The following is a 21,932-nucleotide window of genomic DNA, read 5'->3' as shown; positions in this document are numbered from 1 at the left end:
GTTGAATAGTACGATCTATTTAGCCAGATAAAACAGGGAGTCAAATGCACACACGTAATAAAGCAGGCATACATTGTGAACCAATTTCCATTAAACCGGGATATCAATTTGAAGTTCATCGTGTGGCTTACCAACGAAATGAAGTGTATGCATGTATGATGCATTTTCATCAAGTTCATGAGTTTATTATTTTTGAAGATGTACAAGGAATATACTATCACTCACAAGGTCAGTCAGCGATCCAAAAAGGTGATGTGGTATTTACCCCAGCACTCGAGACCCATGACTATGAGTTAACTGAACATGCAAAAGCTTGGTATATTATCCAGTTTATGCCGCAATTTTTAATTGATAATGGTCTGCTGTATGAAGAGGCGATACTAAGTCGTGGTTTACAACTACGTTTTAGTCAGCAAGATTGGCAAAGCATTCAACAACAAGTTAATTGGCTAGAGCAAAGCTATTTAGACGACCCACACAGCGTAAAAAGTGCAACCTTATTAAAATTAATCATTATTTGGCTTGTCGCCCAAGGTAAAGCGGTTTTACCCAATGCAGAGCGTGCTTTAGTGACCGACGCCTCGTACAAAAAACTCAGTCCTATTTTAAGCTTATTTAGAGAGCAAGATGTGGTAGAGCTTACTTTAGTTGAAGCCGCAGCAATGTGTCACATTTCAACCTCGTACTTTTCTAGAATGTTTAAACGCACCTTTAACTGTAACTACTCGCAGTTTGTTGTACAGCATAAGCTGTATACCAGCGCACGTTGGTTAGGACAAAGTGAAAAAAGCATTACCCAAATAAGTTACGATCTTAACTTTTCAAACCCATCTCATTTTATTTCTATGTTTAAACGCTACTTCTCAAAGACGCCAAATCAATATCGAAAAGCGCTCAGGAAACAGCTTAGTTAACAGCGATACAGACAAAATTAAACATAGTGTCAATTGTCACTTAAATGGTAAGTGTTGGATATTAGGGCATGTAACCGCTGTCATTGTCAGATAATTTAAACAGGTAGAACACTCGATTATTGCAAACTTGAGTTTGACTCAATAAACAAATTAGCGCTAACAATTACTTTACATTTAAAAACCTCTTGTGTAGATTGTTAACAATAAACTGTTTGTAAGCTTCATTTAAAGGTGAGTCAATGACAAAGGAAGCCAATAAGATTGAGTCGGTTAAGGTTGAGTACTATCAAGTCCCTTTGGCTGAAGTCTTGTCTGATGCTAAGCATGGTGATCACACTCATTTTGAGTTGATTTTAACACGCATTAAAACGTCGAATGGTATAGAGGGCGTGGGATACACTTATACAGGAGGCAAGGGCGGAAGAGCTATCTATTCTTTACTAAATGATGAAATGAAGCCATTACTCATAGGTAAAGATGCGTCAGATATTATGGCGATATGGGATGAGCTTCAATGGCACTTTCACTATGTTGGCCGAGGTGGGTTATTAAGCTTTGCTATTTCTGCTGTAGATATTGCTCTGTGGGACATTAAATGTAAAAACCTAGGTTTACCTCTGTGGAAAGTTGCTGGTGGCGCGAGTAACCAAGTTAATTGCTACGCTGGTGGCATTGATCTTAATTTTGACCATCAAAAGTTACTGAGCAATATTCAAACTTATTTAGATCGTGGCTTTGAAGCGGTAAAAATTAAAGTCGGTAAAAGCGATTACAAAGAAGACGTCAGACGTGTTGAAGCTGTACGGGAATTAATTGGACCCGATCGTATCTTCATGGTTGATGCAAATTATTCGATGACCAAAGAGCAAGCTATTCGTTTTGCTAATGCAATTGCCCATTGCGATATTAAGTGGTTTGAAGAGCCAACAATTCCAGATGACTATTTAGGCTATGCAGATATTGCAGATGCTATTGATATTCCATTGGCTATGGGTGAAAACCTACATACCATTCATGAGTTTACCTATGCAATTTCGCAATCTAAGTTAGGTTTTTTGCAACCTGACGCCTCAAATATTGGCGGCATAACGGGCTTTTTAATGGTGGCGCAACTGGCATACGCTAATAACATTCCAGTGTGTAGTCATGGTATGCATGAATTACACGTTAGTTTACTTGCCTCGCAGCCACATTCTGGTTACCTCGAAGTACATTCGTTTCCAATTGATGAATACACCACAACCCCTTTAAAAATCATTAATGGCAAAGCGGTCGCACCTGATATTCCAGGTACTGGCGTTGTTTTTGATGATGCATTATTAACTCCTCATTTAAAAATGAGCTCATAAGGTCAAGATTATGCAAGCTGCTCAATATATAGGTAATAAATCGTTTAGAGTTGTTGAATCACAAGCAATTAGTCCTGGTGATGATGAAGTACGCTTAAACGTAGGCTATGTTGGTATTTGTGGCACAGATATGCACATATACCATGGTGTAATGGACACTCGAGTGAATCCGCCGCACACGATAGGCCATGAAATTTCAGGCACCATTGCTGAAATTGGCAAAAATGTAACGGGTTATGAGATTGGCGAGCGCGTTGTAGTGAGACCATTAGACTGGTGCGGACAATGTCCAGCCTGTGATGCAGGGCATTCGCATGTTTGTCAAAACCTTAAATTTATGGGGATTGATACACCAGGCGCCTTTCAAAACTCGTGGACTGTAAAGTCTCGCACTTTACATAAACTGCCCGCAAACGTTAGCTTACAACAAGGTGCTTTGATAGAGCCTTTGTCTGTTGCCTGCCATGATGTCGCACGTTCACGTTTAACTGCGGGTGAAAAAGCCGTTGTTATTGGTGGCGGGCCAATTGGCCAGCTAGTTGCTTTAGTTGCAAAATCAGTTGGGGCAGAAGTGATTATTTCTGAGCCAAATGAAAGCCGTCGTGATTTTTCAAATAAGTTTGCTATTCCAACGGTGAACCCTATTGAGCAAGATCTTAAGGATTTTGTAGATACATGGACGCAAGGTAAAGGGGCTGATGTGGTGTTTGAAGTTTCTGGGGTACAACCTGCAGTTGATGCAATGGTCGATATCGCCTCAGTTCGTGGCCGTATATGTATGGTCGCAATACATGCACAAAAACCACAAGTTGATTTGTTTCAATTTTTCTGGAAAGAACTCGAGTTACTTGGTGCGAGAGTTTACGAACACGCAGATTTCGATATGGCAATTGATTTAGTTGCTTCAGGTAGCATAGATCTCGCGCCATTTATTACCTCTGTGAGCAAGTTAAGTCATATCAGTAATGCATTCGAGAATATGGATAACAACCCAACAGGAATGAAAGCACTTGTGTCATGTGCTGTAGAGTAAAGGAAGCATCATGCAAAATAATGTACTAAGTAAATTCGATTTAACTGGCAAGCTGGCCTTAGTGACCGGTTGTAGTCGTGGTATTGGTAAAGCCATGGCGGTAGCCTTAGCAGAAGCTGGTGCTGACATCATTGGTGTATCTGCTTCTTTAGCGGCGTCAGGTTCCGATGTTGAATCTGAAGTTACCGCTTTAGGACGTCAATTCTATGCCTACCAGTGTGACTTTTCAGACCGAAAAAGCCTGTATCAATTTGTAGAAACCGTTAACGGCCAACATGACACCATTGATATTCTTGTGAATAATGCAGGTTCGATATTGCGTGAGCCAGCCATTGAACATCGCGATCAATACTGGGATAAAATCATGGAGATAAACTTAAACTCTCAGTTTATCCTCAGTCGTGAAATCGGCAAAAAAATGGTAGCACGTGGTGAAGGGAAGATTATTTTTACGGCTTCATTGCTCACATTTCAGGGTGGAATTACTGTTCCTGGTTACGCAGCGAGTAAGGGCGCAATTGGGCAACTGGCTAAGGCGCTTGCAAATGAATGGGCTGGCAAAGGTGTCAATGTAAATGCAATCGCTCCTGGGTATATTGCCACTGATAATACAGAAGCACTAAGAGATGATCCCGTTCGTTCTAAATCAATCTTAGAGCGTATTCCACAAGGCCGTTGGGGTACACCTGAAGACTTTAAAGGGCCAACGGTATTTTTAGCGTCCGCTGCATCAGATTATATGAATGGCGGTATTTTATTGGTTGATGGCGGTTGGATGGGGAGATAGTCCAATGGAAATTAGAAATAAGGTAAACTTTATTAACGGTGAGTATGTGCCATCAAAAGCGGATGGCACTATTTCAGTGTTTTCACCGAGTACCGGTGAGCTTGTTGGTGTAATTCCCAAAGGCTGCGTTGATGATGCACAAGATGCATTAGAAATTGCCCAGCAAGCACAAAAAGACTGGGCTAAAAAAACGCCAAGAGCCCGGGCAACCATCCTAAGAAAGTTTGCCAGTGGTATTCGCCAAAGTGGCGAAGCGTTAGCGGTGTTGCTTGTAAAAGAGCAAGGCAAATTAATTGATGTTGCACGCATGGAAGTTGAAGCAACGGCCACATTCGTTGAATATGCTTGCGATAATGCTTTGACACTACAAGGTGATATTTTACCGTCAGATAATGAAAACGAAAAAATTTATATTCATAAAGTTCCCAAAGGGGTTGTGGTCGCAATTACAGCGTGGAATTTTCCTTTAGCATTGGCGGGTCGTAAAATCGGTCCTGCATTAATTACTGGTAATGCCATTGTTGTTAAGCCTACACAAGAAACACCATTGGCTACGATGGAACTTGGCCGTATTGCTAACGAAGCAGGGATCCCCGCTGGCGTGCTGAATATTATAAATGGGAGTGGTTCCATTGTTGGTCAGCATTTATGTGAAAGCCCGATTACAGAGTTAATTACAATGACTGGCAGTACTCGAGCTGGGCAAATTATTTATCAAGCCAGTGGTAAGCACTTAACGCCAGTGATGCTAGAACTCGGCGGTAAAGCTCCCTTTATTGTGATGGAAGATGCTGATTTAGATAAAGCGGTAGATGATGCGCTGATTGCTCGCTTTGCTAATTGTGGTCAAGTGTGTACGTGTGCTGAACGTTTATATGTGCATGCGGATGTGTACGATACATTTACTGAAAAGTTTGTACCAAAGGTGAATGCGCTGAAAGTTGGTGATCCTATGGATTCAAATTCAGATATGGGCCCAAAAGTTAACCAGAGTGAAATCAAAAATATTCATACATTGGTAGAGAAGAGTATTGAACAAGGGGCGAAACTGGTGACAGGTGGCCAAGTCGCATCGGTTGCAGGTTTTGAAGGTGGCAATTGGTATGAGCCAACTGTGTTAGTGGATGTAGAGCAAGACAACATTTTAGTGCATGAAGAAACCTTTGGACCAGTACTTCCTATCATTAAAATTCACAGCATTGAAGATGCTATTACTTATACTAACGATAGTGAGTATGGATTATCAGCTTACTTGTACACCAAAAACCTTGATTATATTCATCAATCCATTGCAGAAATGGAAGTAGGTGAAGTGTATGTTAACCGCGGTTTGGGTGAGCAGCACCAGGGTTTTCACAATGGCTGGAAAATGAGTGGTGTCGGCGGTGAAGATGGTAAATATGGTCTTGAGCAATATGTAGAGAAAAAGACGGTATATTTTAACGAAGCCTAATATCTTCTATATCTTAACGAAGCCTAATATCTTCTATATCAGAGTCCTAGTATTGAGATTCAACAGAAATTATAGTGTTAACCAAAGCCAACTGTATCCCCCCCAGCAGTTGGTTTTTTTTGGGCTAGGTAAAGGTGTTACAGCCTGTTATCTTGGTTTTCGTAAATCTAGCCATGTTTACCCACAACCTAAGACCGTAAGCAGTATAATTAAAAAAAACTGTTTCAATAGTTATTGAATATCAAATCAAACCAACAGTTAGCGCCCAAATCAACCCAAAAGCAACGTGCGTATAAGGGATTAATCGTAGTAAAGTAATCAAAAGCAGTCACCGCTGGAGAAAACGTGAAAGATTATCAACTATTTCTATTTGATATGGATGGCACCTTAGTCAACTCTGAGCCACTCAAAGGTCAAGCTATAGCGAAGGCCTGTGCTGTATATGGTGCAAAAGTTGATTATCATCATTATCAAGAAGTGATGGGACAAAACTGGGGGATTGTGACTCAGTTCTTCTTCGATAAAGCGAATATTTCTCCAGATATTAATGAATTTAATCAGATATTTAAAAAACACTATCAAGATTTGCTACTGCAAGCGTTGCAGTTAACTCCTGGTGCACTTCAATATTTAACCTATCTACAATTACAAGGTAGAACTTGTGGGCTAGTGACGTCAGCCGCAAAGTGGATGGCCAATGATATTCTTCAAGCCCTCAATTTAACTGCCATGTTTGAAGTTATTATTACTAAAGAAGATGTTAGCAAGCATAAACCTGATCCTGCTGCTTATTTATTAGCCCTTAATAAATTATCAATGTCGCCAAACAATACCGTGATATTTGAAGATTCATTCGCCGGTATTAGTGCTGGAATAGCCAGTGGGTGTGATGTTATCGCGATACAACATGAATTTAATATTAACAATAATTTATTGGTGGCAAGCAAAGTGATAAGCGACTTTAGAGAATTGATTTTATAGCTTTTATAATTCATACAGATTTTTTAAATAGAGTGTGCAGCAGGACTGATATAACCAAACTGCACCTGAACCTAAACTTTCACATTAACGTTTCATTTTCCCATTGTAATTAATTGGTTTGCGTTAACGTTAATCATTGTTTGCTCCGAACCATCTCGCCAGCGCACTTGTATCTTATCGATACGATCTTGGTTACCTAAACCAAAATGCACAATATTCTTCAAACTTTGTGAATGACTCGCACTGTCAGAACCGATCCATTTAAACTGAACTGTATTTGCGTTTGTCATGGTTTTGTTGTTTGAGAAACGCTGCGGCGTGTCTTTGTTGCTTGTAAATATTCTTACCTCAGCGGCATGCGGGTCAATGCCAGACTTTGAATAGCCAACATGCATGAGTAAATATTGATGATGAATAGAATGAGTCGTTTGTTTGGTGTGATTGTCAGTAAGGAGTTGATCCTTTAAACGGTTTTGATAAAGGTACCAACGGCCATTGTCATCGTCACCACTGAGTATATCGACATAACCATCTTGATTGTGATCAAATGCACTCCCCATATCGCCATGAGCATGACGGTTTACCATGGTTGCGTTGTGACTTTCATGCGCTACAAAGCCCCTTGATGGTGTTGCATTATCGTCTATAGCTTGTATATGAGCCTTGTGGTGAGTGGGTAAATTGTTTTCGCTACGGTTACTGCTTGGGATGTTATCCAGTTCACTGAGATGAAGCGTGTTGAGCAACATAACATCATTGACTCGTTGTGTTAGCTCGCCAAAGCGATAAATAAAGAAATCATTGTAGCTATCGTTATTAAAATCAGCTGTGATAACGCCCCAATTGTTATCATGGTGCTGCGCAGGAAGGAGGTGGCTTAGGTAAGTAAAGTGATCGCCATCGTTTCTAAGTAAAATATCGCTGACGCCTAAATCTTGTGGTACCCAATCAAGTTCAACACTATCGACCCCTATAATAGATGCTCGTAAATCCCAAGCAAGATTATCAGTTAATAACCATTCTAATCGCCATTGATCATCACCTAAATAACCTAAGTACCAACCACTTTGAGATACAGATGAAGGAAACCCTAACGCTTGCTGAGGAGAAACGCTAATTTGCTTGTCAGGAAACCCTGCTGTGAGTCTTTCTGATGGGGTTTTATCTGCGCCTAAAAATAATGGAATAGTGATTTTATCTGCGCCACGGGGAAAGTGATAAAAATCCGTTAATAAGATATCACTGCTTGCTTTAAAGCTTAATCCATCATGGCTTTTATTACCTTCATCACGTAAATCTAATCGCTGTTTTTGTTCGTTAAAAGACACCGCATTATTGGCAATTTGATAATGAACTTTACCTCTGGATAAGTAGTAATCCATATCGCCGTCATTATCGATATCAGCTTGTGCAATTGCCGTTACATGTGTTGTATCTGGATCTTTCCCTAAGTATTGGCTGGTGACATCTTTAAACGAAAAATCTATTTGTCCTAAAAGGACTATTACAGGAGAATAGGGTGAAAATGCGATTAAATCAGCGATATGATCTTTGTTGATGTCAGTAACAATGACTCGTTCAGCATCAACTTGTTCAAAAGTAGGGCTCGATTTATAGATAAACTGGCCATTGCCAATGTTTTCAAAAATAATGTTTCTGGGGATAGTTTCACCCATCATTTGCGCCGCGTTAATTTGTAAAAAATCTAAATCACCGTCTAAATCCAGATCAACCCAACGTACTGAGCGGCCTCTAGCCCCCATTTTGCTTAACCCTGATTGCTCAGTGACATCAACAAACAAGCCGTTATCGTTTCGAAGCAGTCGCTGTGGCTGTGGTTGTGTTCCATTACCGCCACCTAAAGCTAATAACAGGTCATTGTCACCATCATTATCATAATCACCTAATGCAACACCATGGGCGTCAGCTTTTGCAAAAGGACTTGGCTGTTTGGCATATTGAACATGCGCCATCGGATCTTTATAAACAGGTGTTGCAGTGAGGCTTGATGTGTAAATTGCTATGGGCGTCGTATCATGGTTAGTTAATACCATGTCGTAAAAGCCATCGTTATTGATATCTGCAATACTGGGGCCGCCATATTTCCAAGCATCAGTGGTATGTAAATTAACCGCTTGGGTGACATTACTGAATCTGGGTTTGGTTAAGGTAATTGGGACTGGTAAGCCCGAGACCAAGTCAGTGTCTCTGTTATTCATAATGCCTAAGTCATTATCCAGTTGATTGATGGAGGATGTCTGAGCAGGAAGATGTGCAACATCATTATCAGTATTTTTAAATGAACCCGTTTCTGTTACCTGTTGACATCCCGTAATGAAAATAAAAGCCATAGGGTAGAGATAAGGCTTAATTGTCGCGCTAATAGTATTCAGTTGTTCCCAAGAATTACCGATAAGGTATTCTTCGTTCTGTGCAAACATATTCCATCCTTAGTGTTTATTTGTCATCAAAAAGTACGATTCAACACAGCAAAAAGTAGGTAACCAATTAGTCTAATAAACCTTAAAGATAGTTTTCTGATTAGAATAATATTTAAAAGCAAAAAATTGTTATCTTGACTGTCAGGTATTTAAACCTTTTTATCTCGAATCATTGTTAAGTAGTTGTATATAAATCTAAAAAAGTTCATTTCAGTAGAAGTTATTAGATAATTAGTTGTATTAATTACTCACTTTTTTGTGTGTAAATTCACCACTTACGAACACCATATTGCACGCAATTGATAATTGTCAACAATTAACTAACTCCAAAAAACAGTTGACACAATGTTTAAAAAGTAGCTAGATTGTTAACAGGGTCAGGCTTCGCTATGCCGTTGGCAATGTCATTTACATTGTTCTTGTGAGCAAGACACCTTTTAAACCAAATAATAAGAAGGTTTTAAGATGAAACAGTGTAAGTTCAAACTCAACGCGTTATCTGCAGCAATGATCATTGCTACCAGTACAGGCGTACAGGCTGATGACCTAGCCGCTGACACACAAGCACAAGAAACTGAAGTCATTCAGGTCAAAGGGATCAGAAGCTCGTTGACCAAATCCGCGTCAACTAAACGTTATTCAGATGGTGTTGTAGATGCCATTAGTGCAGAAGATATAGGTAAGTTACCCGATACTAACTTAGCTGAATCTTTACAACGGATAGCGGGTGTATCTATTGACCGAGCAAACAACGAAGGTAACAAGGTTACGGTTCGTGGTTTTGGTCCAGAATTTAATTTGGTGACGCTAAATGGTCGTCAAATGCCAAACTCGTCAGCATTACAATCAGAAGGGGTGTCTCGTAGCTTTAACTTCCGTGAAATCGCAGCTGAAAGCGTTTCTGGAGTAAATGTTTATAAGACAGGTAAAGCTGATATTACGTCAGGTGGTATTGGGGCAACAATTGATATTACCACTGCAAGACCGTTTGATTATGACGGCTTTAAAGCATTTGTGAGTGCGAAAGGTATTTACGATACTAGTGTTGAAACTGGTGATTCTGTGACGCCCGAAATTTCGGGCATGATTAGCCAAACATTTGCAGATGACAAGGTTGGCTTTTTATTATCTGCCTCTCATGCTGAGCGTGACAGCCATACTGATATAGTGGGTACCGATGGCTGGGTAAGAAACCGCAGCAGAGATAATGTTGATTTGTCTGCAATTGATACCAATAAAAACCCAGAACAAGCCATTTGGACACCTTGGACAGCTAAAACTGAACTACTAGATACAGAGCGTACTCGCCAAAATGCACAAGCTGTGCTGCAAATTCAGCCTGTAGATTCTGTCATTGCGACTGTTGATTACACTATTTCTCGATTCGAGCAAACCAGTTATACCAATCGTTCAGCATTTTGGTTTGATAACCCAAGTGGGGCAGCAAATGCAAATGGCACACTTTGGAACCCTCGAGATCAAGACGATGAATTAAACTTTTGGGCTTGGGAATATTATGAAGAAAAAGAAAATGATTCGTTAGGTCTAAACATAGAATGGCAAGCAACAGATACATTAAAGTTTGAACTTGATGTTCATGATTCAACATCTAAATCAAATCCTGATGGTCAAACAGCTGAAACCCTTGCGAACCTTAAAAACCCTTCGGGTTCAGTTGCATTAATTGGTGCAAACTTCATTGGTGATATTCCAGAAGTCATTGTTGATGATTCTAATTTACCAGGCGGCGCATATAACAAAGACAATATTGTCTCTGATTTATATCAAAAGCGTGGTTATTCAATGGATAACAACATTAAGCAATATCGTTTTTCTGGTACATGGGAAAACGAAGCGTCTGACAGTGCGTTAACCAAAATCAACTTTGGTATCATGAATACGGACTATACGATTGATACACGCTTAAGTGAGGTATTTTCTTTTGTTGATGTTCCACTTGACGACCTTGATTTAGGTTTCATTCCTTTAGGTGACACTGCTGATCAATTCCCTGGGGCGAATAACCTTTTCCCATATATCTCTCAATATGATGTTCACCAATTTATCGATATTGTCAAAGCTGAAGGTTTATTTGCTGAACCGAATATCAAAACAAACGGGGTTAATGAAGAAACGTTAGCAGCATATTTATCATTTGATTTTGATACTGAATTTAATGATATGCCTGTCAAAATGAATGTGGGTGTACGTTACGAAGATACTGACGTTACAGCGTACTCAGTACAAAATGGCATCATTGCAATGAATTATCGCCATGCACAGGAGTTGCGACCTGTATATGATGATACGCCTACGGCTGAAGAGCTAACCGGTAGCTATACTCGTATTTTGCCGAATTTTGACTTTAATATGTCAGTCACAGATGAACTCGTAACCCGTTTCTCATATAGCCGAACCTTATCTCGTGCTGGTATCAGTGCAATGTTCCCTGCGACCAATGTATCAGCAAGACCTGGTGGGCCATTTAATGCCTCACAAGGTAACCCTAATTTGCTGCCAATTACCTCTGACAACTTTGATTTGTCGTTGGAGTGGTACTTTGATGATGGCAGTTTTGCCTCTGCAGGTTACTTTAAAAAATACGTAGAAAACTTCATCGGTGCTGGCACAGAAAACAGATCGATCAATGACGTTAACGGTCAAGCGTTAACAGATCCAAGTGTTAACCCAAGAGCGGGTTGTCCTGATGCCTCTGATACGCCGAACCCTAACTGTTTAGGTCAGGCTACCGATCCAGTGATTACTTGGGAAGTGGCAACACCAGATAACCTACAAAATCGTGAAGTAGACGGTTGGGAGCTTAATGCTCAATACATGTTCTGGGATAGTGGTTTTGGCGCAGTTGCTAACTACACCATTGTTAACAGTGATGAATCGTTTGACCCTTATAATTTTGATCAAACCATTGCATTAACAGGTTTAAGTGACTCGGGTAACTTGGTCGCATTTTATGAAAATGATAGTTTCCAAGCGCGTATTGCTTATAACTGGCGTGATGAGTTCTTGCTCGCTTTAGGTAATGAGCCAACATTTACTGAGGCGTATGGTCAACTTGATTTAAGTCTCAGCTACGATATCAATGATACATTCACTGTATCGTTTGATGGCTTAAACTTAACTGACGAAACAGTAAGACGCTATGGTCGTTTTGAAGAGCAGTTATTAGCTGCAGAGCAATACGGTCCACGTTATACCGTTGGCATCAGTGCTAAGTTTTAATCAGTATCTCAACGCTTATGTCAATTTTATATAAGCAAGGTATCAGTCCAAATCATCAAGACAACATCTTGCTGACTTGGGCTAGTATTCTAAGTCTGATGACTAAAATTGTTCGTTAAAATTCAATGTGGTTGCCATATGTATGGTAACCACATTTTTATTTATAAATAACAGTTAAAAGTTTTCACAACAAGAATTGGAGTTAATATGCCTAATCCAATCGACTCGGTTAACACCGCGAATGCGGCCAATGAACAGTCTAAAAATATTCAACATATTGTCGTTGTTGGTGGTGGTAGTGCTGGTTGGATAACCGCTGGAACCATAGCAGCTAAACTTAACAATACCTTTGCTGGTCAGTACTCTGTCACCTTGGTTGAATCTGCCAACGTTGCGCCAATTGGGGTCGGCGAGGGAACGTGGCCAACAATGAGAACGACGTTAAAAAAAATGGGGATCCGAGAAACAGACTTTATTAAACAATGTCATGTATCTTTTAAACAGGGAGCAAAGTTTGCTAAGTGGGTGACAGGTAAACAGGATGACTATTATTATCATCCCTTGATGTTGCCAGAAGGACAAAACAGTGAAACTTCGATTCGTCAGTGGTTTACTACCGATTATAATCATTCACTTTCTACATCCTTGAGTCCACAAGAATCACTGTGTGAAGCCGGCCTTGCTCCTAAATACATAACAACGGCTGAATATGATGCTGAAGCTAATTATGCCTATCATTTGGATGCTGGTAAGTTTTCTGAATTTTTAAAAAAACATTGTGTGAATAAACTGGATGTAAGTCACCTCGTAACAGATGTGGTTGCCATAAATAATGATGATTATGGTTATATTGATTCGTTAACCACTGAAGACGAAGGTGATATTCATGGCGATTTGTTCATTGATTGTACAGGCTTTAACTCATTATTACTGGCTAAGCATTTTGATGTGCCATTTAAAAGCTGCAAAGACATTTTGTTTGTGGATTCTGCTATAGCTGTTCAAGTTCCTTATGAAAGTGAGCAATCGTCTATTGCTTCACATACTATTTCAACTGCGCAGTCTTGTGGCTGGATTTGGGATATTGGCCTGTCAAATAGACGGGGGGTTGGCCATGTTTATGCTAGTCAGTACATTAGCGAGCAAGAAGCTTTAAATGAGTTAAAAACGTATTTAGCTGACTCAGTAGATGACGTTGAGTCATTATCGTTTCGAAAAATTCCAATCAACCCTGGTCATAGGGAAAAGTTCTGGCATAAAAACTGTGTCGCTGTGGGTTTATCTGCTGGTTTTTTAGAACCGTTAGAGGCGTCAGCATTATTATTAGTAGAAATATCAGCGGCAATGATTGCAGAACAATTACCTGCTAACCGTGAATCGATGGAAATTGTTGCCCAACGTTTTAATGATACATTTTTATATCGATGGGAACGAATCATTGATTTTCTAAAATTGCATTACATGTTGAATCAGCGCAATGACAGTGCTTTTTGGATAGATAATCGAAAGGCTGCGTCAATTCCAAACAGTTTACAGACCCTATTAACGTTATGGCAGACACAAGTGCCGTCTGATAATGATTTTATTCATGCTACAGAGGTTTTTCCTGCAGCGAGTTATCAATATGTGCTTTATGGAATGGGCTTTAATACACACAATGCTCCCTGGGCACTTAATGAAAAACAACAAGACTTAGCGCGAACTCAATTCAACCTTACAAAGCAAAAAACGCAGCAGTTAATGAATACATTACCGAGTAATCGGGCACTGCTTAATTTAATTCATCAGTATGGTTTACAAAAAATATAATAAACCTGAGGGATCATAATGAATAATGTAATAGTCGACCCTAAACAACATCTTAATACCGCCGTGCTAACCCAATATGGCAAACAATTTGGCGATAATGTCCATTATGTGCCAGTTATTGCTGATGAATTAAGAAAGCTAGTGATTGAATACCCCTGTTGTTTACTTAAAAACAATCAAACAGGCCAATTTGGATTACATGCTTTATTAGGGTTTGAGTCAGGTGAAAATCTGTTTCTAACTAAGGATAATTGGGATGCAACTATGATCCCTATGCATGTGAAACGACAGCCTTTCATGCTTGCCCGATTAGGTGGCGCTGACAACGAGTCACTAAACACCGACAATACCGCATTAACTATCGATATGAACGCGAAACGCGTTGTTGAACTTCCTTGCTCTAATGTCGATGCGAAGCAATTGTTTGAGAATGATGGTTCAGCCAGTGCCTATTTAAAGGACATGCATCAGCTAGTGTATCAATTGGCACAAGGGATCATAAAAACAGATGCGTTTATTACAACACTGATTGAACTCGACTTAATTGAGGCTGTTGAAGTTTCTGTAACATTCATTGATGGACAACAGCATACATTTAATGGCTTATATGTCATTAATGAGACTGAGTTAATCAACTTAACACCCGCAGCATTGACTGAGTTAACTAAGCAAGGGTACTTGCAAGCATGTTATTTAATGATTGCGTCGATGGGAAATATACAAAAGTTGATAAAGTTAAAAAACCAACAATTACAACAGGCTAAATCTGAAAGATAGTTTTCAGTAACAGCTGACAAAAGGCTATTAAAAAGAGCTGAACATCTTGTGTCAGCTCTGTAGTAAATTCCTATTCAAACTTATCATTAACAAGCGTAATGATTATTTATACTCTATAACACGGGCTATGAAGGTAAATTTACCAGAGTCATTACGATAATCACGATACAAATCAACAGAAAAAGCGGTTGGTTTGTCAGCATCTATCCTTGCCGCTATTTTATGACTCAATGCATCAATATCAACTTCATTATAGATATAGAATTTTTTAACTTTTTCTAAACCGTGTTCTTTGGCCTCGTGGCTAGTTACGTAGATTTCACTGTAGATGTCAGTAATAAATCCCTGATAAGTGACGCTTTCAAAACTTGCATCTTCATCTACCGTAATAAAAATATCCGTTTGCTCATCGACAACGGTAAGTTGTTCCATAGCAGAATTAAGTTTATCGGTTGATGCTTGATTAGATTCTGCTTGCGCACCTGCACTTAACGTCATCATTGTTAGCGCTATTATTGTTTTCTTCATCATTTATATACCTAGTCATTCAGCTTCAAAAGTGCTGTAGTTCGAATACTGGTATGTTACAAACAATAAAGGGCTTAGCAGAATCGGTTATGTAGGATTGAACCCATCAAAAAGCAACATGTAATCAACTAAAATAGTTTAGCCGTCTGTTGTCTTATTTGTTAACCGAGGTTAAACGAGAACAGCAACTTTACAATATTGTCATGTTTTTTAAAATTAGGTTTGTATCTGGTTTTACTTTGACAGTTACCGATTAATGGTTTTGCTGCGACGGTCAAAGGCCTGATAATTAGCCAATAATCTCCATTGACTAAGATTTTTATTTAGCCTACGGTGTACTCTTATTTTGTAAGGGTGGGGCGTTTAAATGTATAAAGCAGTGGCTATTTGTATCATTGGGTTAAGTTTATCCGGTTGTGATATTTTAGAAGAGTTAGTTCATCCATCGCCTACAGATCCAGAAGCCAAAATTGATTCTGGCTTTAAAGACCAAGCTGCACAACTCGGTTTAAGTGAAGCTGTTATTAATCGCCTATGTACTGCAACTAAAAAAATAGAAACTCATTGTATAAATGTCGTTAATGCGAATAACGTGAGAGAAGTAAAAGTTGAGTACACCATGGAAGAAGCCGTTATCAGTAATGGTAATGGTAATGCTAAATCGTACAATGTTAGTCGTGTTGTTTTTCACCTTGAAACAGATGACAGTGCTTCGAAAGTCTTTTTTGAAAATAGCCGTACTTACAAACAAGATGATGGTTATAGCTACACTTGGTCAGAGCCTGAAGGTTATGACGTAGCGAACTTAGTACTCAGTAGTGATTCAGAGAATCCAATTGCGTTAGCAAACATGACAACAATCGACGCCATCTCAAATTCTGAACTATCAGAAATCGCCTATACTGAGTTAAGTAATGATGAGTATAAATTAGTGGCTGGTGCTGAGATTATGGATGATATCAGTATCGTAGAGTTTCCTTCATTGACCTATGTGTTAACAGCTGATGGTGAAACCGAAGAGGAAGATACTAGCTTCGCTATGTACACTGGTGGTCACTCGAATATACTTGGTAATTTCGCGCCAGTAATTGCAGATGCAATTGAACAAGTTTGGTATTAACTTAGTTAGCATAGTTGTTTTTATCATTTTAAGCGGCCGCAAGGCCGTTTTTCATTTTCATCAATGCCCGAAAATAAATAAGGCTATATAAGTCCGATGCGGTTAGATAAGTTTGTGCTTCGTAGTACACAATTGAATAAACAACAGGTAGTGAATGTCATTGAGTCGGGATTAGTCGAGGTTAATCAACAAGTCATTACTGACTGTGCAATTCAAGTACACGAAAACAATCATATAACTTACACTGGTAAACGGTTAACGCCACGGCCTTTTAGGTATCTTGTACTGCACAAAACACCTGATACATTGTGCTCAAATGTTGATGGTGAATACCCATCTGTATTTAATGACATCGATATCGAAAATAAAGATGAGCTACACATTGTGGGTCGCTTGGATGCTGACACATCTGGTTTGGTATTAATTACTGACGATGGCCGTTGGTCCTTTAATATTACTCGACCAGATATGCATTGCCCCAAAGTGTATCGGGTTACATTAGCAAAACCGATCACTGAAGAAGCGATAACTAAATTAGAACAAGGACTGTTATTACAGGGGGAGTCAACTAGCACAAGACCCGCTAAGATAATTAAAATTGATGACTTACACGTGCTATTAACGATTACTGAAGGGCGCTACCATCAAGTTAAACGAATGTTTTTTGCTGTAGGAAACAGAGTCAATCAACTACATCGTGAAAAAGTTGGTGCCGTATCATTGGATCTTGATTCAAAGCAATGGCGTCATTTAACGGCCTCTGAAATTAGTTCCTTCGGAATGTATAGCCAGCAAGCATAATGCGTCAATATGGGTTTATTAAACTCTCCGTTATCTAATATCTACCCAATCAGTTATTATGGTGTTCTTCTTATACAGGTGTTGATGCTAATCAATATCAAGTGAGCACATGAAAATAGACATCAACGAAATTCCGAGCCAAACCCTAAATGAGATTGATCCTAACGCAACTTGCATCACTTGCAAGGCTTGCTGCTGTAAATTAGAAGTAATGATAATTTCTGATACCGGCGTACCCGATGAATACATCAGTGAAGATAGTTGGGGAGGGCAAGTAATGAAGCGTCTTGATGATGGTTGGTGCGCGGCTGTTGATCGAGGCACATTGATGTGCACGATTTATGAAAATAGGCCTTGGATATGCAGAGAATTTGAAATGGGATCTTTTGAATGTGTTGAAGAACGAAAACAGTTAACAGTTGAAGATTAAAAGCGTTTTAGGCTATTCTCTTGCTGCGCCAAACTTAATAACAAAGGATATGTATCTTAATGAATGGTATGCAATTTATTATAGAGTTATTGGATAAACTCGCTTGGCCTTTAGTGTTTGTATTTTGCGTTTTGAAGTTACAAAAACCCATCGCTCGTTTGATCCCTTTGGCTAGAAAACTAAAGTTTAAAGACTTTGAAGTTGAATTTGGACAAGAATTAAAGGCTGTATCAAAACATGCACAAGGGGCTTTTCCTGAGCTTAAACAAAATAAAAAAGCAATTTTGATTGCCTCTGTAGATAACTTACCTAGCTCCTCAATTCTAGAAGCTTGGCGAGAGGTTGATGATGCAGCTGAAAACCTGATAGTAGCAAAGCTCGATAACGTGGATCTTGAATCTAGTACTCGCTACAAATTAATTGAAGAAACCTTGATTTCACAGCATTTAGTTGATACTAAAAAAGCTAAACTATTTAATGAATTACGCCAGTTACGTAACAAAGTTGCCCATGCAAAAGATTACCAGGTTGGTAAGTTAGAAGCGGTACAGTATATCGAGCTGTGTTTTGTATTGGTTGATCACTTTAATCAACTGTTAAACCAAGAATCCTGAGCTCATAATAATGTTAAATAAACACTTTATATTAATGGCACTTAACACTCATGATTTAAAAGCGCCCATACTTCGCTAACCTGTGATTGCTATGTTTTAGCATGGCAGTCACGACCTTGTTAGCATTGGGTGCTGTCGGTTAAATCACTTTTGGTATTTACTCTACTTTAAATTGTTGATTGGTTCCGTTATAGCAGCTCCACTGAGTCAGAGAAGCGCCATCATTAGTGGACTTACCGGCGATATCAAGACACTTATTACTGACTTTGCTGATTATCTCGTAATATCCATCACCTTTATCTGCTAAATTCCACATTTGGTTTTGATTACTACTATTACACACCCACTGTTGAATTTTAGCGCCATTACTTGTGCTACCGGCAGATAAATCTAAACATAAATTGCTAACGTTTGATCTAATCGTATAAAAGCCGTTACTTAATTGGTTAAGAGTGAACTTCTGTGCATTGGTGTTAGTACAAGATGCTTGCTGATACTGAGAGCCGTTATAGGTTTGACTATTGATAACATCAATACACTTATTACTGTGCTTAGCGACAAAGTTGTACTGAGTATTTGGTTCTATACTGCCATCATTGCCACCATTATCGCCTCCAGAGCCGCCATTAGTAACTGGTTGATAGACTCGTATCCAATCTACATACATTTTGTTTTTGCTTTGATCGGCAAGATCAGCATCCGTTGCCACATTGCCAGCTTCAGAACGCCATGAATGATCTTCAGTATCCAATATAATGAACATCTCTTCATTCATCGTATATTGGTATTTGTCCATGATGGCACCAGTATAATCTTTATCCTTCATTACGACTTCAGCCCATGAGCCTTGAGGGGTTTCTTGTCCATCAATATAAAAAGTCACATCGGTAGGGCTTTTCCAATAAGCGCCAAAGCGATGAAACCCTTCACGCCAATAGTTTCCCCAAGTGGGAGTATTATGGGTTTGGTCGTTAAAGTCACTTCGTATGCTGTTATCACTATTGCGTAAAAAGACATGGAAGTTGGTTGACATATTTTGAGTAAACCAGGTTTCACGAGACCCACCATATACTTCTAGAATATCAATTTCCCGTTCGTCATTTTCACTCAGGAGCCAGAAATTGGAAGATAACTCTAAGTTACTAACCTTGATGTTAGCTTCAAGGAATATAGGATACTTAACTTTTGTTTTAGAGGTAATAACACCCGCATTAACTAGGTTTGGCGCTTTACGTGAGGCACTAATAATTAAATTACCATCAGAAACCCATGATTCGTTTTGACTCCATCGAGTTAAACCAGGGCCTTCCCAATTATTAAAGTAGGTATCATTCCATTTACTGTTAAAAGTGGCATTTTTACCTTGATAATTAAATGAATCAGAATATTGTTCATTTAGTTGCCAAACTAAACCGTTACCAGGATCCGCAGGTAATGGAATATTATCCCAATCAGCTGCAATACAAACAGTGGTTAATGCACTGGTGGCCATCAAAGTAGTAGCATAGATAACATTCATACTAGGTTTCATAAATTTCCCTTTCTTATGAAGAACACTTTCTTGTAAAAAGTGTTTAACTAATGGCTATTTTTGATTAAACAAAAATAGATCCAGCCAGATTGAATACCACTTACAAACTGACAAGATGTGTTCAGCTCCTGCTTGCTATACAAGCAAGAGCATGAATTGCTCAGAAATAAACTGAACGAATAAAAATAGTCTTATCAGTTATTCAAAATGATTCAGTGGTTTTGATTGAGCAAAATATTGCATTGAAATTGAGGTAATGAACTCACCGGTGACATTGACATCTACCGAGGTATTTATTTCTGAGATATGGATAACCTCAGAGGCATTTTTGCTCGCTAGTGGTGCATTTGTTATTGGCGTAAAATGAAATGGATCTGGAGCGCTGTCAGGTACAATGACATTGTCGACTATGGGGGCATTTACTTCATTGTTATCTGCAGTTGAAGAACCACAACCTAACAAAGTTATAAACATAGCAATGATAATAATAGCGTTGAGACGTTGTTTATCGCCTAGATTATTCGAGGTCATATATGTTCACTTTTATTTATTTAACATAACAGGACACAATAACTTCGTAGACAACAAGGTGACGATTTACGGATCACCTTCAAACATATCTATCCTTAATTAAGATATCGCTAACCTAACATTGTTTAATGAATATTGTTAACAAAATTTATTAAGGTTAATTTTTACTATTTGAGGCGTTGAATTAAATTGCTAGTGTAAACAATTGTATTTTATACTTAAAAGTAGCAATTGATAATCAATTGGTTTTTAAATGCAATTTAATTCACGGGTAAATACTGTAAAGAATCCCTAATCAATATAAAAACAAGCATCAAGATAGAGTTATTCATGTGATTCGATGTATTGTTAATAACTTATCTAAGTAAAAAATTGAAAGTAATAACGTCTGATCTAAAGGTTCGAAAAGGCGAGTATCAAGACTATTTTGAATTAACCATTGAGTTAATTAATGAGCTTGAAGCCAACGTTTTGGAGTGTTTGTTGTTCAAGGGATTCGAATTCACCTAGGAAACAAGGATTAATCCTTGTTAGTTAATCGATGCTAGTTAATTGTTGGCTGTTAAGTTTAATGGTTGAGCGTTTCACGAAAAAACATTCATTTTAAAAAACATTCAATTTTAAAAAGCCAAAAGGGCAGTGAAAACTGCCCTTGATAATAGATAAGAGAAACTTGCTGATTTATTTAATATTAGCTTTTATCGCTTTAGATGCTCGACTAATGTCACCTTCACGTAAGGCCTGTAATATTCCTCTGTGCTCTTCAACACACTCAGAACTTGATGTAATACGTTTATAATTTAAACGCATACGCATTACATATGGATACCAAATATTCACCAAATCTTCGCCACCGGCTTTATAAATTAGGTAATTATGGAAGGAAATATCAACCTTAGTGACTTCTGTGAAATCTTCTCTATCAAACGCCGCTTGTAGTTCATCTAGAATCGACTCTAATTGAGCAACATCATCATCTGTTAATGGGTTTTGCTTGAGATTTTCAATCGCATAAACCTCTATATTTTGACGAAGATTTATCATTAACTTTTGCAGCTTAGGTTCTAATATACTGTTAACTGAAGCGCCGCAATTGTTCTTAGAAATTAGCAAGCCTTCTTTGGTTAACTGCAGGATAACATCACGGATTGGCCCACGTGAAAGCCCAAATCTTTTAGCAAGTTCTTGTTCATTTAATTTGGTATTCGGGGCCAAATCTCCCGAGATAATATCTGAACGTAATTGATCAGCAATTTGGTCTTTTACCGATAAGATTTTGGTAGGTTTAGCTGCAGCCATGATATATCCAATTTATTCATATTATTTAACATTCTAGACATTGAGCTATTTTATTACAATTGTCAAATGTCATATTGTTAAAAATATACACTTTAATTTTTTATAAGTGCCTGAATTTAAAGTGCAAGATTTATATCCTACTTTTAAAAAAGCAAAAAAATGCCCATTTACCATTATATTGTTAACAAATTACATGGCTAACTAACGGTAAAATGGGCAACCTGAAGACCTGTTCAGATGACAAACAACCTTAATAGGTTGGAGCAAAATGAAGTACTCACTGGGGAGAGAAAT

At 38.6% G+C, this 21,932-nt stretch carries 18 protein-coding genes; 13 read left to right on the top strand and 5 right to left on the bottom strand.

Going from position 1 to position 21,932, the window contains the following annotated elements; translation table 11 throughout:
• Window positions 1-44: 44 nt before the first annotated feature.
• The 6 genes from AN944_RS10375 to AN944_RS10350 all read left to right on the top strand — a co-directional run bounded on the left by AN944_RS10375 (window position 45) and on the right by AN944_RS10350 (window position 6,517).
• Window positions 45-914 (top strand): AraC family transcriptional regulator, encoded by an 870-nt coding sequence (locus AN944_RS10375; protein ID WP_055024543.1) that lies wholly within the window; start codon window positions 45-47, stop codon window positions 912-914.
• Window positions 915-1,153: 239 nt separating this feature from the next.
• Window positions 1,154-2,263, top strand: a complete 1,110-nt coding sequence (locus AN944_RS10370; protein ID WP_055024542.1) for a mandelate racemase/muconate lactonizing enzyme family protein — start codon at window positions 1,154-1,156, stop codon at window positions 2,261-2,263.
• Between the two features lie 10 nt (window positions 2,264-2,273).
• Complete coding sequence (locus tag AN944_RS10365; protein WP_055024541.1) at window positions 2,274-3,296, top strand: (R,R)-butanediol dehydrogenase; 1,023 nt, start codon at window positions 2,274-2,276, stop codon at window positions 3,294-3,296.
• A gap of 10 nt (window positions 3,297-3,306) precedes the next feature.
• On the top strand, window positions 3,307-4,083 hold the full coding sequence (locus tag AN944_RS10360; RefSeq protein ID WP_055024540.1) for an SDR family oxidoreductase: 777 nt from the start codon (window positions 3,307-3,309) through the stop codon (window positions 4,081-4,083).
• Between the two features lie 4 nt (window positions 4,084-4,087).
• Window positions 4,088-5,536, top strand: coding sequence for an aldehyde dehydrogenase (gene aldA / locus AN944_RS10355; protein WP_144430171.1), 1,449 nt, complete (start codon window positions 4,088-4,090; stop codon window positions 5,534-5,536).
• Window positions 5,537-5,881: 345 nt separating this feature from the next.
• Window positions 5,882-6,517 carry an HAD family phosphatase gene (locus AN944_RS10350; protein WP_055024538.1) on the top strand — a complete coding sequence of 212 codons (636 nt, stop codon included), beginning with the start codon at window positions 5,882-5,884 and terminating at the stop codon, window positions 6,515-6,517.
• Window positions 6,518-6,609: 92 nt separating this feature from the next.
• Here AN944_RS10350 and AN944_RS10345 read toward each other — a convergent pair whose 3' ends face one another.
• On the bottom strand, window positions 6,610-8,958 hold the full coding sequence (locus AN944_RS10345; RefSeq protein ID WP_055024537.1) for a CRTAC1 family protein: 2,349 nt from the start codon (window positions 8,956-8,958) through the stop codon (window positions 6,610-6,612).
• Between the two features lie 465 nt (window positions 8,959-9,423).
• Here AN944_RS10345 and AN944_RS10340 point away from each other — a divergent pair, with 465 nt between their 5' ends.
• The 3 genes from AN944_RS10340 (at window position 9,424) to AN944_RS10330 (ending at window position 14,784) form a co-directional block, all read left to right on the top strand.
• Complete coding sequence (locus AN944_RS10340; protein WP_055024536.1) at window positions 9,424-12,198, top strand: TonB-dependent receptor; 2,775 nt, start codon at window positions 9,424-9,426, stop codon at window positions 12,196-12,198.
• Window positions 12,199-12,405: 207 nt separating this feature from the next.
• Complete coding sequence (locus AN944_RS10335; RefSeq protein ID WP_055024535.1) at window positions 12,406-14,007, top strand: tryptophan halogenase family protein; 1,602 nt, start codon at window positions 12,406-12,408, stop codon at window positions 14,005-14,007.
• 18 nt (window positions 14,008-14,025) lie between these two features.
• Complete coding sequence (locus AN944_RS10330; RefSeq protein ID WP_055024534.1) at window positions 14,026-14,784, top strand: SapC family protein; 759 nt, start codon at window positions 14,026-14,028, stop codon at window positions 14,782-14,784.
• Window positions 14,785-14,886: 102 nt separating this feature from the next.
• On the opposite strand, the gene AN944_RS10325 is transcribed toward AN944_RS10330, so the two are convergent.
• Window positions 14,887-15,315: a hypothetical protein gene (locus AN944_RS10325; protein ID WP_055024533.1), complete on the bottom strand. Its 429-nt coding sequence runs from the start codon at window positions 15,313-15,315 to the stop codon at window positions 14,887-14,889.
• 364 nt (window positions 15,316-15,679) lie between these two features.
• On the opposite strand from AN944_RS10325, the gene AN944_RS10320 reads away from it, so the two are divergent.
• The 4 genes from AN944_RS10320 (at window position 15,680) to AN944_RS10305 (ending at window position 18,277) form a co-directional block, all read left to right on the top strand.
• The gene (locus AN944_RS10320; protein ID WP_055024532.1) at window positions 15,680-16,432 is read left to right on the top strand and encodes a hypothetical protein; all 753 of its coding nucleotides are present in this window, start codon (window positions 15,680-15,682) and stop codon (window positions 16,430-16,432) included.
• Window positions 16,433-16,528: 96 nt separating this feature from the next.
• On the top strand, window positions 16,529-17,233 hold the full coding sequence (locus tag AN944_RS10315) for a pseudouridine synthase (RefSeq protein WP_055024531.1): 705 nt from the start codon (window positions 16,529-16,531) through the stop codon (window positions 17,231-17,233).
• Between the two features lie 109 nt (window positions 17,234-17,342).
• The gene (locus AN944_RS10310; protein WP_055024530.1) at window positions 17,343-17,663 is read left to right on the top strand and encodes a YkgJ family cysteine cluster protein; all 321 of its coding nucleotides are present in this window, start codon (window positions 17,343-17,345) and stop codon (window positions 17,661-17,663) included.
• Window positions 17,664-17,731: 68 nt separating this feature from the next.
• Entirely contained in the window at window positions 17,732-18,277 is a 546-nt protein-coding gene (locus tag AN944_RS10305) for a HEPN domain-containing protein (protein WP_235530887.1), read from the top strand.
• 157 nt (window positions 18,278-18,434) lie between these two features.
• On the opposite strand, the gene AN944_RS10300 is transcribed toward AN944_RS10305, so the two are convergent.
• The 3 genes from AN944_RS10300 to AN944_RS10290 all read right to left on the bottom strand — a co-directional run bounded on the left by AN944_RS10300 (window position 18,435) and on the right by AN944_RS10290 (window position 21,638).
• Window positions 18,435-19,808: an RICIN domain-containing protein gene (locus tag AN944_RS10300; protein WP_235530886.1), complete on the bottom strand. Its 1,374-nt coding sequence runs from the start codon at window positions 19,806-19,808 to the stop codon at window positions 18,435-18,437.
• A 198-nt stretch (window positions 19,809-20,006) separates the two neighbouring features.
• Window positions 20,007-20,339, bottom strand: coding sequence for a hypothetical protein (locus AN944_RS10295; RefSeq protein ID WP_055024528.1), 333 nt, complete (start codon window positions 20,337-20,339; stop codon window positions 20,007-20,009).
• A 681-nt stretch (window positions 20,340-21,020) separates the two neighbouring features.
• On the bottom strand, window positions 21,021-21,638 hold the full coding sequence (locus AN944_RS10290; protein WP_055024527.1) for a GntR family transcriptional regulator: 618 nt from the start codon (window positions 21,636-21,638) through the stop codon (window positions 21,021-21,023).
• Between the last annotated feature and the right edge of the window lie 294 nt (window positions 21,639-21,932).

This window comes from Shewanella sp. P1-14-1 (assembly GCF_001401775.1).
GTDB classification, from domain to species: Bacteria; Pseudomonadota; Gammaproteobacteria; order Enterobacterales; family Shewanellaceae; genus Shewanella; species Shewanella japonica.
The sequence above is the reverse complement of the archived record's forward strand: the minus strand, read 5'-3'. Positions and strand labels throughout refer to the sequence as shown.